Annotated in this window: 11 protein-coding genes and 1 pseudogene; 8 read left to right on the forward strand and 4 right to left on the reverse strand. The window is 45.4% G+C overall.

Features of this window, described 5'->3' with window-relative positions:
- Positions 1-278: 278 nt before the first annotated feature.
- From FTU69_RS12860 to FTU69_RS12885, 6 genes are all read left to right on the forward strand, one after another.
- Positions 279-893, forward strand: a complete 615-nt coding sequence (locus FTU69_RS12860; protein WP_180103995.1) for a phosphatase PAP2 family protein — start codon at positions 279-281, stop codon at positions 891-893.
- Between the two features lie 29 nt (positions 894-922).
- Entirely contained in the window at positions 923-2,188 is a 1,266-nt protein-coding gene (locus tag FTU69_RS12865) for an efflux RND transporter periplasmic adaptor subunit (protein ID WP_005176086.1), read from the forward strand.
- 13 nt (positions 2,189-2,201) lie between these two features.
- Positions 2,202-5,381: an efflux RND transporter permease subunit gene (locus FTU69_RS12870; protein WP_016659891.1), complete on the forward strand. Its 3,180-nt coding sequence runs from the start codon at positions 2,202-2,204 to the stop codon at positions 5,379-5,381.
- Positions 5,381-6,838, forward strand: coding sequence for a multidrug efflux RND transporter AdeIJK outer membrane channel subunit AdeK (adeK, locus tag FTU69_RS12875; RefSeq protein ID WP_005176082.1), 1,458 nt, complete (start codon positions 5,381-5,383; stop codon positions 6,836-6,838). The genes FTU69_RS12870 and adeK overlap by 1 nt, the downstream gene beginning before the upstream one ends.
- Positions 6,839-7,141: 303 nt before the next feature.
- The gene (locus FTU69_RS12880; protein ID WP_005176080.1) at positions 7,142-7,498 is read left to right on the forward strand and encodes a YbjQ family protein; all 357 of its coding nucleotides are present in this window, start codon (positions 7,142-7,144) and stop codon (positions 7,496-7,498) included.
- A gap of 3 nt (positions 7,499-7,501) precedes the next feature.
- The gene (locus tag FTU69_RS12885) at positions 7,502-7,936 is read left to right on the forward strand and encodes a YbjQ family protein (protein WP_005176078.1); all 435 of its coding nucleotides are present in this window, start codon (positions 7,502-7,504) and stop codon (positions 7,934-7,936) included.
- 47 nt (positions 7,937-7,983) lie between these two features.
- On the opposite strand, the gene FTU69_RS12890 is transcribed toward FTU69_RS12885, so the two are convergent.
- Positions 7,984-8,787 (reverse strand): SDR family NAD(P)-dependent oxidoreductase, encoded by an 804-nt coding sequence (locus FTU69_RS12890; RefSeq protein ID WP_075167550.1) that lies wholly within the window; start codon positions 8,785-8,787, stop codon positions 7,984-7,986.
- A gap of 20 nt (positions 8,788-8,807) precedes the next feature.
- Positions 8,808-9,503 carry a hypothetical protein gene (locus FTU69_RS12895; protein ID WP_005176074.1) on the reverse strand — a complete coding sequence of 232 codons (696 nt, stop codon included), beginning with the start codon at positions 9,501-9,503 and terminating at the stop codon, positions 8,808-8,810.
- Positions 9,504-9,687: 184 nt separating this feature from the next.
- Here FTU69_RS12895 and FTU69_RS12900 point away from each other — a divergent pair, with 184 nt between their 5' ends.
- Both FTU69_RS12900 and FTU69_RS12905 read left to right on the forward strand, forming a co-directional pair.
- A complete protein-coding gene (locus FTU69_RS12900) occupies positions 9,688-12,582 on the forward strand; it encodes a valine--tRNA ligase (protein ID WP_180103996.1) in 2,895 nt (964 codons plus the stop codon).
- 71 nt (positions 12,583-12,653) lie between these two features.
- Entirely contained in the window at positions 12,654-13,670 is a 1,017-nt protein-coding gene (locus FTU69_RS12905; RefSeq protein WP_180103997.1) for an SMEK domain-containing protein, read from the forward strand.
- A gap of 100 nt (positions 13,671-13,770) precedes the next feature.
- On the opposite strand, the pseudogene FTU69_RS12910 reads toward FTU69_RS12905, so the two are convergent.
- Positions 13,771-13,989, reverse strand: a pseudogene (locus tag FTU69_RS12910) (endonuclease domain-containing protein); the annotation flags it as partial.
- Between the two features lie 71 nt (positions 13,990-14,060).
- Positions 14,061-15,245, reverse strand: a complete 1,185-nt coding sequence (locus FTU69_RS12915; protein ID WP_180103998.1) for a molecular chaperone DnaJ — start codon at positions 15,243-15,245, stop codon at positions 14,061-14,063.
- Positions 15,246-15,327: the final 82 nt, after the last annotated feature.

Consider the following 15,327-nt stretch of genomic DNA (forward strand, 5'->3'; position numbering starts at 1 on the left):
TTGTTCCATTTTAGAGATTTGTTTAAGATAAGATATAACTCATTGAGATGTGTCATAGTATTCGTCGTTAGAAAACAATTATTGTGACATTATTTCAATGAGTTATCTATTTTTGTCGTGTACAGAGGAATTTGTTAATTTATTTTGTCATGTGTTAAAAAGAATTGAAAAAGAAATTAGCATAATTTATACAGGCTTGAAATGAAGTGTACTGGCGAGTACACTTTAATCCATTACCGGACTGCGCTCGGATCAGCTAAACTAACCAGGATTTCGGCATGCCTAATTTTTTGCTTTATCTCGGTGGTTTGTTGTGTTTTTTCAGCGTGTTAATGCTTTATGTTCCAGCGCTCACTGCCCTTGATTCGGCAATTGTAGACTGGTTCAGCCAGCACCGTAACGAGATGTTGAATTCACTAATGACGGGATTATCTGTCGTTGGTGGCATGCCATTTGTATTATTTTTATCCAGTCTTTGGTGTCTGTATCTGGCCAGGCAGAAGGAATATGCAAATATCGTGCTGGTCAGCATTGGACTGATGGGGAGTTTTGCCATTGCCTGGATGCTCAAGTATCTGATTGCAAGAGAGCGCCCGCCAGAAATGTATCATCTGGTCAATAGCTATGGTGCCTCATTTCCCAGCGCACACAGTTTTTATGCCGCAACGCTGGGCTGTCTTGCAATTTATGTGTCAATGCAACATCCCGCACATAAAGCCATTGTAATATGTGCTGTTATGTGGATGTTGCTGATGGGAATTTCAAGAGTGTATCTTGGCGTACATTTTCCCTCAGATGTCCTGTCAGGCTGGAGCATAAGTTTTATCTGGATCACGCTGCTCTATCTGATCTTGATCAAGTACAGCCAGCGCAAACCAATGAATAATTTTTAGATAGATAAAAATCTAATTGAGGTGGAAGAATGATGTCTGCAAAGCTTTGGGCCCCTGCCCTCACTGCTTGCGCATTGGCCACAAGCATCGCGCTTGTGGGTTGTAGCAAAGATCCAAATGATGCGCAGCAAGCTGCAGCCCAGCAGCAAATGCCTCCAACAGAAGTTGGGGTCATTGTTGTACAGCCACAAAGTGTCGAGCAGTCTGTTGAACTTTCCGGCCGTACCACTGCCTTTGAAATTTCTGAAGTTCGCCCGCAAACCAGCGGTGTGGTGCAGAAACGTCTGTTTACCGAAGGCAGCTATGTACGTGAAGGTCAGGCCTTATATGAAATTGATTCACGGACCAACCGTGCATCGGTAGATAGTGCCCGTGCAGCATTGGCACGTCAGCAGGCCAATCTGAACGTTTTACGTGTTAAAGAAGGCCGTTATCGTCAATTGGTGGGCAGCAATGCCATTTCCAAACAGGAATATGATGACATTGTGGCGCAGGTGAAACTGGCAGAAGCAGATGTCGCGGCCACCCGTGCCGAACTGCGCAATGCAGAAATTAACCTGGGTTACTCAACCGTACGTGCGCCAATTTCAGGTCAGACCAACCGTTCTACCGTGACGGCAGGTGCGTTAGTGACTGCCAGCCAGCAGGAACCGCTGGTGACGATTCAGCGTCTGGACCCGATTTATGTGGATATCAACCAGTCAAGTGCTGAACTGCTACGTTTACGCCAGCAACTCAGCAAAGGTGATTTAAACAGCAGCAACAACACCACAGTCAAACTGAAACTGGAAGACGGCAGCTATTATCCGGTTGAAGGCCGTCTGGCGTTCTCCGATGCCAGCGTCAATCCGGATACGGGTACCGTGACTTTACGTGCGGTATTCCCGAATCCAAACCATCTGTTATTGCCTGGCATGTTTGCCACTGCACAGATTGTGCAAGGGGTAATTCCAAATGCCGTGCTGATTCCACAAGCTGCCATTACCCGTACCCCAACCGGTCAGGCCATGGCGATGCTGGTCAATGCCAAAGGTGTGGTTGAACCACGTCCAGTGACCACAGCCGGTATTCAGGGTAAAGACTGGATTGTGACTGAAGGTCTGCAAACCGGTGACAAAGTTATTGTAGAAGGCATTGCCAAAGTCAAGCCGGAACAGAAAGTGGTAGCCAAACCATATCAACCGCAAGCTGCCGCGCCACAAGGTGCCCAGCAACCTGCTGCATCAGATAAGGCAAAACAACCAGCAGATCAGGCGGATGCTCAGGCTGAACAAAAAGCTACTTCAAATACATAAGGGGTAGACTTCAATGGCTCAATTTTTTATTCATCGCCCGATTTTTGCATGGGTGATTGCACTGGTGATCATGTTGGCGGGTATTCTAACCCTATCCAATATGCCCATTGCCCAGTATCCGACCATTGCGCCGCCAACGGTCACCATTTCTGCGACTTATCCGGGTGCTTCGGCTGAAACTGTTGAAAATACAGTAACCCAGATTATTGAACAGCAGATGAATGGTCTCGATGGCTTGCGTTATATTTCATCGAACAGTGCCGGTAACGGTTCTGCGTCTATTGCGCTGAACTTTGAACAAGGCGTCGATCCTGACATTGCCCAGGTTCAGGTACAGAACAAATTACAGTCTGCCACTGCCCTGCTGCCGGAAGATGTCCAGCGTCAAGGGGTGAGGGTCACCAAATCAGGCGCCAGCTTCCTGCAAGTTCTGGCCTTCTATTCGCCTGATGGCAGCATGTCAGCAAATGACATCAAAGACTATGTTAACTCCAATATTTCTGAACCCTTAAGCCGTGTGGCGGGGGTCGGTGAAGTTCAGGTGTTTGGTGGTTCCTATGCAATGCGCATCTGGCTGGACCCAGCCAAAATGGCCAGCCTGCAAGTCACCCCAAGTGATATTGCCACAGCCATTCGTACCCAGAATGCCCAGGTCGCTGTCGGTCAGTTAGGTGGTGCACCCGCCATAGAAGGTCAGGTGCTCAACGCAACCGTAACGGCACAAAGCCTGCTGCAAACCCCAGAACAGTTCAGCAATATCTTCCTGAAAAATACTGCTTCAGGTGCACAGGTGCGTCTGGGTGATGTAGCGCGTGTAGAACTCGGTGCAGACAACTATCAGTTTGATTCCAAATTCAACGGCAAACCTGCCGGTGGTGTTGCGATTAAACTGGCAACTGGTGCCAACGCGCTGGATACCGCCCAAGCCGTTGAAGAGCGCTTAAAGCTGTTACGTCCAAACTACCCGCAAGGGATGGTCGATCAGCTGGCCTTTGACACCACACCATTTATTGAATTGTCGATTAAGAGTGTTGTTAAAACCTTAATTGAAGCGATTATTCTGGTATTCCTGGTGATGTTCCTGTTCCTGCAGAACTGGCGCGCCACTATTATTCCAACCATGGCCGTACCGGTGGTGGTCTTGGGGACCTTTGCCGTCATCAACATGTTCGGCTTCTCGATTAACACCCTGACCATGTTTGCGATGGTTCTGGCGATTGGTTTGCTGGTCGATGACGCGATTGTCGTGGTGGAAAACGTGGAACGTGTCATGGTCGAAGAACATCTCGACCCTGTGGCAGCCACTGAAAAGTCAATGAAACAGATTTCTGGCGCGTTAATCGGGATTACCTCGGTGCTGTCTGCGGTATTCGTACCAATGGCATTCTTCGGTGGTACGACCGGGGTGATTTATCGTCAGTTCTCGGTGACCCTGGTCACGGCAATGGTACTGTCGCTGATTGTAGCCTTAACCTTTACCCCTGCCCTGTGTGCGACCATGCTGAAACAGCATGATCCGAACAAGCCAGAAAGCAACGGTCTGTTTGCGCGTTTCTTCCGCTGGTTTAACCGCAGCTTTGACAAGCTGTCGGTGAAATATCAGGGCGGTGTGAACCGTATGACCCACAGCAAGATTTTCTCCGGAATTATTTACGGTGCAGTGCTGGTTGTGATTGTGCTGTTATTCCAGAAACTGCCATCTTCATTCCTGCCGGATGAAGACCAAGGTGTGGTGATGACACTGGTGCAATTGCCACCAAATGCCAGTCTGGAACGGACTGACAAAGTCGTCAGCACCATGACCAACTACTTCCTGGAAAATGAGAAAGAGCATGTCGAGTCTGTGTTTAGTGTGGCCGGCTTCTCCTTCACCGGGGTTGGACAAAACGCAGGTCTGGCCTTCATTAAGCTGAAAGACTGGTCAGAACGTACTTCGCCAGAATCTCAGGTCGGTGCGATTATCCAGCGTGGTATGGCACTGAACATGATTGTTAAAGATGCTTCTTACATCATGCCACTGCAATTGCCTGCCATGCCTGAACTGGGCGTGAGTGCCGGCTTTAACCTGCAGCTGAAAGATGCCAGCGGTCAGGGTCATGAAAAACTGACCATGGCACGTAACATCATTTTAGGTGAAGCAGCCAAAGATCCACGTCTGGCCGGGGTTCGTCCAAATGGTCAGGAAGATACACCACAGTACCGCGTGATTGTGGACCATGCGCAGGCCGGTGCCTTGGGCGTGAGTATTGCTGAAATTAACAGCACCATGGGCATGGCCTGGGGTGGTTCGTACATCAATGACTTTATCGACCGCGGTCGTGTCAAGAAAGTCTATGTTCAGGGTGAAGCAGGCTCACGTATGATGCCGGAAGACCTCGATCAATGGTATGTACGTAATAACCGCGGCGAAATGGTACCATTCTCGGCCTTTGCAACCGGTGAATGGACTTATGGTTCACCACGTTTAGAGCGTTATAACGGCGTATCCTCCATGAACATTCAGGGTACACCAGCGCCTGGCGTCAGCTCGGGTGATGCGATGGTGGCCATGGAAGAAATTATTGCCAAGCTGCCAGACATGGGCTTGCAAGGTTTCGACTATGAATGGACCGGTCTGTCACTGGAAGAACGTGAATCGGGTGATCAGGCACCATTCCTGTATGCCCTGTCGCTGTTAATCGTCTTCCTGTGTCTGGCAGCGCTGTATGAAAGCTGGTCAATTCCGTTCTCGGTATTACTGGTCGTACCATTAGGTATTGTCGGTGCCCTGTTCCTGACCTTCAGCGGGATGGTGCTGTTCCAGAACCCGAACCTGTCGAATAACATCTACTTCCAGGTGGCGATTATTGCGGTGATTGGTCTGTCTGCGAAAAACGCGATCCTGATTGTCGAATTCGCCAAAGAGTTGCAGGAAAAAGGTGAAGACCTGTTTGAAGCCACTTTACATGCGGCAAAAATGCGTTTACGTCCAATTATCATGACCACTTTAGCCTTCGGTTTTGGTGTACTGCCGCTGGCCCTGTCTTCAGGTGCAGGTGCAGGTAGCCAGCACTCGGTCGGTTATGGTGTTCTGGGCGGCGTAATCAGTTCGACCTTGTTGGGTATCTTCTTTATCCCGGTATTCTACGTGTGGATTCGAAGTATCTTTAAATACAAACCAAAACAACAAAATCATCAGGAGCATGTATCGTGATGCAAAACTTATGGTCTCTTACAGGCCGTGGTATTGCGGTTTCTGCCCTTGCGCTTGCTTTGACAGCCTGTCAGAGCATGCGCGGGCCAGAGCCGGTTGCTCAGGCGAATATTCCGAGCAGCTATAGCAATGCTTCCGGAAGCTCTGTTGCAGAACAGGGTTATAAAGATTTCTTTGCCGATCAGCGCCTGTTACAGGTGCTGGATCTGGCCTTGACCAATAACCGTGATTTACGTACTGCGGCGCTGAACATCCAGCGTGCCCAGCAACAGTACCAGATTACTGAAAATAACCAGTTACCGACCATTGGCGCCAGTGGCAGCGTGTTACGTCAGGACACCATGAGCAATCAGGGTCGTGGCCCAAGCACCTCCTATAACGTAGGTTTAGGGGTCACCGCCTATGAGCTGGATTTCTGGGGTCGGGTCCGCAGCCTGCGTGACAATGCACTGGATAATTTCCTGGCCACCCAAAGTGCCCGTGATGCCACGCAAATTGCCCTGATTGGTCAGGTGTCTCAGGCCTGGCTCAGCTATTCCTTTGCCAATGCCAACCTGAAACTGGCCGAGCAAACTTTAAAGGCCCAGCTTGAATCGTATAACCTGAACAAAAAACGTTTTGACGTTGGCATCGACAGTGAACTTCCGGTACGTCAGGCGCAAATTTCAGTCGAAACCGCACGTAATGATGTGGCCAACTATAAGACTCAGGTGGCGCAGGCACAGAACCTGCTGAATCTGCTGGTGGGTCAACCGGTTCCGGCCAATCTGCTGCCGGCACAGCGTATTACCCGCATTACCTCCAATACTGCAATTGGTGCCGGCTTACCAAGTGATCTGCTGGTAAACCGTCCCGATGTTCGTGCAGCGGAATACCGTCTGTCTGCTGCAGGTGCCAATATTGCCGCAGCGCGTGCCCGTCTGTTCCCGACCATCAGCCTGACCGGTTCCGCCGGTTATGCCTCGGCCGATTTAAGTGACCTGTTCAAATCAGGTAACTTTGTCTGGTCAATTGGTCCAAGTCTGGATATTCCAATCTTTGACTGGGGCACACGTCAGGCCAATATCCGCATTTCAGAAACCGATCAGCAGATTGCGCTGTCAGATTATGAAAAGTCGATTCAGACCGCTTTCCGTGAAGTGAATGATGCCTTGGCAGTGCGTGAAAATATTGGTGACCGGATTGCCGCACAGCGCCGTCTGGTTGAAGCCACCAATACCACCTATCGTCTGTCGGAAGCCCGTTTCCGTGCCGGCATTGACAGCTATCTGACCGTACTGGATGCACAGCGTGCCTCTTATGCAGCCGAGCAAGGGCTGTTATTGCTGGAACAGGCCAATCTGAACAATCAGGTGGAACTGTACAAAACCTTGGGTGGCGGCCTGAAAGCCAACACTTCAGATCAAGTGACCCAGCAGCCGTCTGTGGCAGAACAACGCCGCGCTGCTCAGCAATAAGATTGTCTGAGTTGTAGCCTCAAGCAGCAGGGTGATTTCATCCTCATCGCTTGATAATCAAGCCAGTGAGCCTCGCGCTGACTGGCTTTTTCTTTGCCTGATGATGTGCCTGGATCATCCATTAAATAAAAGTAGCTCGATAGAGTGATGAGCAAAGCTAAGAAATCATGTTTTGCTTGTAGTGACTCGCCAAAGGATTGGATGCACATCTGCCCGTATAAAACTACAAAAGAGATGTTTTTGATTGCATTTTACCCGCAGTTTTTCTATCTTCATCAGCAATCTATTGTTATTGGTCATCACATGTTACTGAGTAATTTGGAATCTGTACCCGGACACACCATTCGCCAGCAAATTGATGTGGTATATGGCAGCACGGTACGCAGCAAGCATGTCGGCCGTGACCTGCTGGCCGGACTGAAAAATATTGTCGGTGGTGAGCTGACAGCCTATACCGAACTGCTGGAAGAATCGCGTCAGGAAGCCATGAACCGGATGATCGACAAAGCGCGCAGCATGGGGGCCAATGCGATTGTCGGAATCCGTTTTTCCACCTCCAACATTGCCCAGGGTGCATCTGAACTTTTTGTTTATGGCACGGCGGTGATTGTCGATCCAATCATGCCAAAACTGCCTGATCCCTTCCCTGCACAGGACTAAGTCATGGATGGATTGCTCCTGCAGCTGCTGATTTTTGCGGTCCTGTTTGCCGTTGGCTTTGGTTTTGGCCGTTATAACGAACGCAAGCATTTTCAATATCTGGCTGAACAGGAACAGCGACTGGCCTATATCCAGCTCGACAGCAGCCGCTTTAAAAGCACTGACCTACCCGGCCAACTGGTCAGCAGCAATGTGGTGATTTCACATGATTACTTTAAATATGCAATTGCCAATGTGCAGAATTTACTCGGTGGCCGCCTGACCAGTTATGAAAGTGTGGTGGAACGTGCGCGCCGCGAAGCAATTGTACGCTTAAAGCTGGAAGCCGAGAAAATGGGCGCCACCCAGATTTTAGGCCTGCGTTTAAGCACCACCGAACTGGGGATGCAAGGTGGGATGGTGGAAGTGTTTGCGTATGGGACGGCCATCAAGAAATAAGCTGATGGCCTGATCTGTCTTCATCTCGTCAAATGCTCTGGAACGTATTACTTCACCTTCATTTTACGGATCATTTTATACAGCGTACTTGGCGATAAACGCGACACCCAAACCCCCAGTTTTTCCTTGGCGCCACCAACCACAATATATTCCTCTCCCGCCAGCAAGGCACTGACCGTGGTCTGGGCAAACAGGTCCGGCTCCAGACCATTTTCAATTGCTTCATCCTGATGGCCCTGCGGTTTGCCTTCGCCATTTAAGGCATTAAAGGACACATTGGTTTTGACAAAGCCGGGGAAAATTACCGAAACTTTGACACCCTCTTGCGCCACTTCCGCACGCAAACTGTTGGCCCACATATGAATTGCGGCTTTGGCCGCCGAATAAGAGGCACGGTACTGGGTGCCGAGCAAACCGGCGACACTAGAGACAAAGGCAATCCGTCCCGATTTCTGGGCAATAAAGGTCGGTAACACGGTTTTGGTCAGGAACACCTGCGAGAAATAATCGACTTCCATAATGGCACGTTCTGTCTGCATGGTGGTGTCCTGAATCAGCGCGCGCTGGCTGAGACCGGCATTGTTAATCAGCCAGTCTATCCGGCCTTTGGCCGCTAACACCTGCGCATAAGCATGCCGTACCTGTGATTCATCGGTAATATCGGCACAAACTGACACATGGCGTTCCGGGTTCAGTAAAGTCACGCGCACCTTTTCTAGTTCTTCATAACGGCGTGCGGTCAGAATGACGTCGGCACCTTGCAAGGCACATTCTTTGGCCAAGGCTTTGCCCAATCCGGAAGATGCCCCGGTAATCCACACCACTTTTCCTGTTAAATCCTGCTTGGCCATGAATCTGTCCCTCTATACGTTCATTTGTTGTGATGAATATCAGTGTAACCGCGCTCTGGCTGCGGGTCATTGCCCACAAAGCCCAGAAAATGATTGAAATACTGTTCCGTTATGCGGGTATCAAACTGGGTGCCGAGTTTTTCCAGCCGCTTATAGCCAAGCTGGGTGGTCAGCTGAATCACCCCGGTCAGGGTTTTATCGACCATAAAATTAAACTTCAGCATTTTCTTTGGCTCGCGGACCAGACTGGTCACGCCCTGATCGACAATCTGGGTAAAAGCCCGAAAGGCTGGCTGGATATAGGCACTATTGCCCTGCCGGATTTGTTCGACACAACCCAAGGTTTCTTTAATCAGCACATTATCGACCGGATAGGCCACATAGGCCTGCCCCTCTTTTTCATAGGTTTTCTGTTGCAGATAATTCACCATCGGCACCAGACGGTCATTGCCAAAAAATGACACCGACCATGGCATATATTTTTGCACGGTATCCATCACCTGCTGCACAATCTTTTCCGATTCACGGTCGGGCGAGCTGCTGGTCCGGGCAATTTCACCAAACACCTGATCGACAATTTCACAGGAAATATGTGACAGCACCTCGCCTAAAGGCTTGGCCAGACTGTGCGGATTACCCTGGTTAAACTGTTGATGTAACTGCTGAAAACGCTGATAGGTAGCTGGGCTTAATTTTAGTGCGATTGAATAGGTCATTGTTGTTCTCGCTTTTTTTCGTCGTTGTTCTGCGAACTTTGCGCATTGTTATTTGCCTACATCATACGACGAGTAAGTGCAGATGCCAATTGCTTAAACAAGCCAATGATTCAGGCTGCCTAAGTCGCCATTTTTTTTGCTACAATAGATGCAATTTTTTATCTACTTTTGATCTGTTCGAACTATGACTGATTCAGCGCAAAATATTGCTACAACTTACGATCCGACCGAGATCGAGAAAAAATGGTACCAAACCTGGGAAGAGCGCGGTTACTTCAAGCCGTCTCAAAAAGGCGAGTCTTTCTGTATCATGATTCCGCCACCAAACGTCACCGGTAGCTTGCACATGGGTCATGGTTTTAACAATGCCATCATGGATGCATTAACCCGTTATAACCGTATGTCAGGTAAAAATACCTTATGGCAACCGGGGACTGACCACGCCGGTATTGCAACACAAATGGTGGTAGAGCGTCAGCTCGGTGCACAAGGCATTAGCCGTCATGATTTAGGCCGTGAAAAGTTCATTGAAAAAGTATGGGAATGGAAAGAACAATCTGGCGGTAACATTACCCGTCAAATCCGTCGTTTAGGTTCTTCTGTGGACTGGTCACGTGAACGCTTCACCATGGATGAAGGTTTATCCAACGCAGTGAAAGAAGTGTTTGTAAAACTGCACGAAGAAGGTTTGATTTACCGCGGTAAACGCCTGGTCAACTGGGATCCTAAATTACAAACTGCCCTTTCTGACTTAGAAGTTGAGTCTGATAAAGAAGAACAAGGTTCACTTTGGCACTTCAAATATTTCTTTGAAGATAAGTCACTTCGCACGCACGATGGTAAAGATCACATCGTGGTTGCAACCACGCGTCCTGAAACATTGTTGGGTGATACAGCGGTTGCGGTTGCCCTTGATGATGAACGTTATGCGCACTTGGTCGGTCAAAATATCATCCTGCCAATTACTGGTCGTGCGGTTCCAATCGTTAAAGATGAATATGTCGACAAAGAATTCGGTACCGGCTGTGTAAAAATTACCCCTGCGCATGACTTCAATGACTATGAAGTCGGTAAACGCTGCGAATTGCCAATCATCAACATCTTCAACAAAAATGCTGAAGTGTTGGCTGAGTTTGAATACATCGCGAAAGCGGGCGAGCAAATTTCTAAAACCATTCCTGCCCCTGCAGACTACATTGGTTTAGAGCGTTTTGAAGCACGTAAAAAGTTAGTCGAACAAGCAGAAGCTGAAGGCTGGTTAGACCAAATTCAACCATACACCTTGAAACCACCTCGCGGTGACCGTTCAGGTGTCATCGTTGAACCGTTATTGACGGATCAATGGTATGTAAAAATTGCACCGCTTGCGAAACCTGCGATTGAAGCGGTTCAAGACGGTCGTATCAAATTCGTGCCTGAGCAGTACAGCAACATGTACATGGCGTGGATGAATAATATTCAAGACTGGTGTATCTCGCGTCAATTGTGGTGGGGTCACCGTATCCCTGCTTGGTACGATGCAGAAGGTAATGTTTACGTGGGTCGTAACGAAGAAGAAGTTCGTGCGAAAAACGGTATTGCCCCTGAAGTTGAATTGAACCAAGACGAAGACGTACTCGATACATGGTTCTCTTCTGGTCTTTGGACATTCTCAACTTTAGGTTGGACAGGTGACGAAGCGAAAGACAAAGAAAACTATTTCTTAAATACTTTCCACCCGACTGATGTATTGGTGACAGGTTTTGACATCATCTTCTTCTGGGTTGCTCGTATGATCATGCTTACGATGCACTTCATGAAAAATGAAGATGGCACGCCACAAGTACCATTCAAAACTGTGTATGTACACGGTTTGGTACGTGATGGCGAAGGTCAGAAGATGTCTAAATCTAAGGGTAACGTGCTTGACCCATTAGATTTGATTGACGGTGTTGATCTTGAAACTTTAGTACAAAAACGTACCACAGGTTTGATGAATCCGAAACAAGCAGCGAAGATTGAAAAATCGACCCGTAAAGAATTCCCTGAAGGGATTCAGTCTTACGGTACAGATGCGGTTCGTTTCACCTTCTGTGCGCTTGCCAACACAGGTCGTGACATTAAGTTCGACATGAAACGTGTTGAAGGTTACCGTAACTTCGCCAACAAAATCTGGAACGCAACCCGTTTCGTGATGATGAACTGCGAAGAGCAAGTGATTGGTCAAGACGTTCGTCAAGACCTTTGGGAATTGCCTGAGCAGTGGATTGTCAGCCGTCTACAAAAAGCGGAAGCTGCGGTTCAACAAGCCTTTGCGACCTATCGTTTAGACTTGGCTGCACAGGCGATTTACGAGTTCATTTGGAATGAATACTGTGACTGGTATGTCGAGCTGACGAAACCGGTTCTGAATGACGAAAACGTATCGGTTGAACGTAAAGCTGAAGTGCGTCGTGTGCTTCTTTCTGTAATGGAAGCCTCTTTACGTTTGGCACATCCGTTGATGCCTTACTTAACAGAAGAAATCTGGCAAACACTTGCGCCGAAACTCAACATTTCTGGCGAAACGATTATGCTCGCACAGTACCCTGTTGCTGACCAAGCATTAATTAACGAACAAGCTGAAGCAGATATGCAATGGCTTCAAGGTTTGATTGGTGCGGTACGTAACATCCGTGGTGAAATGGGCTTAGGTAATGCTCGCTTGTTGCCAGTTTTACTTCAAAACACGACTGAAGCTGAAAAAGCTCAAATCGCGCGTATTGAACCGTTGTTTAAGGCATTGGCTAAAGTTGAAAGCATTACCTTCTTGGCTGATGCCGAACAACCACCATTGTCTTCTTCATCTGTTGTCGGTCATGTGTCTGTATTTGTTCCAATGAAGGGTTTAATTGACCCTAAAGCGGAATTGAGTCGTCTACAAAAAGACTTAGACAAGGTTCAAAAGCAACATGACCAAATTGCGACTAAACTTGGCAATGAAGGTTTTGTCGCGAAAGCACCTGCCGCTGTGGTTGAAGGTGAGAAAGTGAAACTTGCTGAGTTTGCTGATCAGTTAGCGAAGATTAAGGCGAATATGGAGCAGATTGCAGCGCTTTAAGGTGTTGTTAGTTTGATCTAATGTATGTATAAAGGGCTGATTATTCAGCCCTTTATTACGAGCAAAATATAATGATTACGCGTGGATACTACATTGCACAAATAATAGACAATCTAGCATTAATTTCAAGTCAAATAAAACTAAGAGTTGGATTAAATCAAAATGATTTAAATCTCTATTTGGAAGATTTTTGTAAAGAATTACTGAATCAAATATATGATTATAACTTAGTAAACTTAAACTCAGAACGTTCAAATGAACCTGGTATTGATCTTGGAGATAAATCAAGAAAAATCGCTTATCAAATCACATCAACAAATAAGTTAGATAAAATTAAAAAGACTTTGGTAAAATGTTCAGGGAGAGAGCAAGAATTTAATACCATTAATATTTTAATATTACAACCAAAGCAAAAATCTTATAGTCTTAAGAATTTAAAAAATAAAAGAATTTTTAATTTTTCTGAAAAAAATATACTCGACTTTACTGACTTATGCCGAGAGATCATTACTTTAGAGCTAGATAAATTAGAGAAAATTTATAAAAAAATTAGCAAAGAAACAGCAAAAGTTTTAATTGAGTTGGAAATTCAAGATATAAATGGGAACTTTCCAACTGATTTAAATAAATATATCGAAGTAAAACCCACTCCAAAATTTAAAAGTGCCGATAAACTGGTAAATTATATTATAGATCAAAATGCTAGTGATCAAGAGTTTAATAAAGTAGAAGAAGTTAACATTATAATTGAAGATATAATTATTGAATTACAGCGCCTACCTAAAATTACTCGACATATTTTAGGTTACATTTTTCAAGAATCCCACTGGAGTGATTCAGGAAATGGCGCGCTGATAATGAAATTCTCGCAATTCAAACGACAAACGAACTACCCCAATGTTAGAGATGATTTCGAGATGCTAGAAGAAAGTGGTTTATTTCATACGGTTGAAATTGAAGATAATAGAATAAATCTAAAAGTCACATTAGGAAATTCAAATCTAGCCTTATATATTAAAGACTATTTAGAAAAAAATGATATAGATATCATCAATGTTTTTACTAATATAGATTTTTCGAAATTATAATTTTTAATCACTAAGCCACCTTCTTGTACTCTCTTAAATTGCAATTATATCTATAATTGCAATTTTCATATTTTGATCTGAAGAATTAAAAAATCATACATTCAGCATGAGATTCTATTTCTTTATAAATGCCATGCTGACCACCATCCAACTCAATGACCAAACCAATTTCATGACAGTAAAAATCCACAATATACGGCTCAATCACATGCTGACGACGGAATTTCAGATTCATAAACCGCTTGGCACGTAACAGTTGCCACATCAAGTTTTCAGCATCGGTGGCGGTATGGCACATGGATTTGGCGAAGGCGAATAATCAGCGGGTTAAAGTGCATAAAAAAGCATCGTCAAAATGACGATGCTCTGAATGACAATCAATGCTAAAAATTACTCAAATGACCAACTAAATGCTCTGCTTTTCAGTAAAATTTTTAAGTAATCAAAATCCTTATAATCATTTAAACGCTTTTCATCTCTTAACAGTTTTGCTTGAATATCTGCTAAATCGCGTTGATATTTTTTTATCAAATCAACAGGTTTAAAACGCTGTTTGTAAAAACCAGAGCCGATCCAATCAAATGAATAAATAATATCATCTATTTCAAATTGTAATTTCTCTACTTGCTCTTCCAACAATAAATTATAAGATTTCAAATGCTCATTCGCGATTTTTGTTGCCTGTTCCTGATCACCTTGCGCTGTAAAAACACGCAATTTCAAAAGAGTAAGTAAATCTTTTTCCTCTAATGCAGCATTTGCTTGCTGTAATAATTCGGTTTTTTCAATGCGCTTTTGTTCATCTTGCTCTCGATCAGGGTGAATTAAGGCAGCAATTTTTGAATAAATGCTTTTTAGAGATTGCCCTGCCATTTTTTTCGCTTCTTCAAGCTGTGTTTGCTTCTTTAAAATTTTCTTTTTTTCCTTTTCAGCAAACTTTTGATATTCATCACGCTCATCTTCATTAAGCTGATTTTGAATAAAATTTGCTTCTTCTCGATCTAATTTATCTTTTACTTTTTCCATAAACGCGTCGAGATTATTGAGATCCAAATCAAAGTCAAGCCAAGCTACGGGTACCCCGATTTGGTCTGCTATCATTTCTTTTATGGCTTGTTTTTGCATCATTTCATCAGCATCATACGCTTGATGCGAATGATCATTTACATGAGAGCTGACTTCTTCAGCATCAGCACTTTCTTCTATCAGCTCATAATGTTGAGCAATGATAAGCGTCAACTCATGTTGTTGTTCAGAAAGATTCGGATTATTAAGCAGCTGACTCGCTAAAATTGAAATTTTTTCATCTAAACGCACTAAATATGTTTTTGCGATTTTATGCGTATTTTTATATTGCCAAAGCGTCTCTAATTGAGCGAACAAAACGTGGTGCCACTGACGATATACAGGTAATAGCTCATCTCTTGCATCCTCTTGTACTTGTTTTTGCGCTTGTTGCCAGTCCGCCAATACCATTTGTAATTGCTCAATTTTTTCAAGCAACCGATTAAACTTTTTTTGTTGTGCCGATAATTTTTCACTCGTTTGATAAATGCTTAAATCTAAATTGCTCATTCACTGACTTCAACGCTAATCTCAATTTCTGTAATATTTTAGCATAATGAATAGCATACAAACTTTTTGCTTAGTTCAAAAA

Source organism: Acinetobacter sp. YH12134, from assembly GCF_013418555.1.
Lineage (GTDB): Bacteria > Pseudomonadota > Gammaproteobacteria > Pseudomonadales > Moraxellaceae > Acinetobacter > Acinetobacter indicus.

Excerpts from the sequence above, each read along its gene's own strand:
- FTU69_RS12885 (WP_005176078.1), top strand. The coding sequence starts at position 7,502 with ATGGATGGATTGCTCCTGCAGCTGCTGATTTTTGCGGTCCTGTTTGCC.
- FTU69_RS12915 (WP_180103998.1), bottom strand. The coding sequence starts at position 15,245 with ATGAGCAATTTAGATTTAAGCATTTATCAAACGAGTGAAAAATTATCG.
- FTU69_RS12900 (WP_180103996.1), top strand. The coding sequence starts at position 9,688 with ATGACTGATTCAGCGCAAAATATTGCTACAACTTACGATCCGACCGAG.
- FTU69_RS12890 (WP_075167550.1), bottom strand. The coding sequence starts at position 8,787 with ATGGCCAAGCAGGATTTAACAGGAAAAGTGGTGTGGATTACCGGGGCA.
- FTU69_RS12870 (WP_016659891.1), top strand. The coding sequence starts at position 2,202 with ATGGCTCAATTTTTTATTCATCGCCCGATTTTTGCATGGGTGATTGCA.
- FTU69_RS12865 (WP_005176086.1), top strand. The coding sequence starts at position 923 with ATGATGTCTGCAAAGCTTTGGGCCCCTGCCCTCACTGCTTGCGCATTG.
- FTU69_RS12880 (WP_005176080.1), top strand. The coding sequence starts at position 7,142 with ATGTTACTGAGTAATTTGGAATCTGTACCCGGACACACCATTCGCCAG.
- adeK (WP_005176082.1), top strand. The coding sequence starts at position 5,381 with ATGCAAAACTTATGGTCTCTTACAGGCCGTGGTATTGCGGTTTCTGCC.
- FTU69_RS12905 (WP_180103997.1), top strand. The coding sequence starts at position 12,654 with ATGATTACGCGTGGATACTACATTGCACAAATAATAGACAATCTAGCA.
- FTU69_RS12895 (WP_005176074.1), bottom strand. The coding sequence starts at position 9,503 with ATGACCTATTCAATCGCACTAAAATTAAGCCCAGCTACCTATCAGCGT.
- FTU69_RS12860 (WP_180103995.1), top strand. The coding sequence starts at position 279 with ATGCCTAATTTTTTGCTTTATCTCGGTGGTTTGTTGTGTTTTTTCAGC.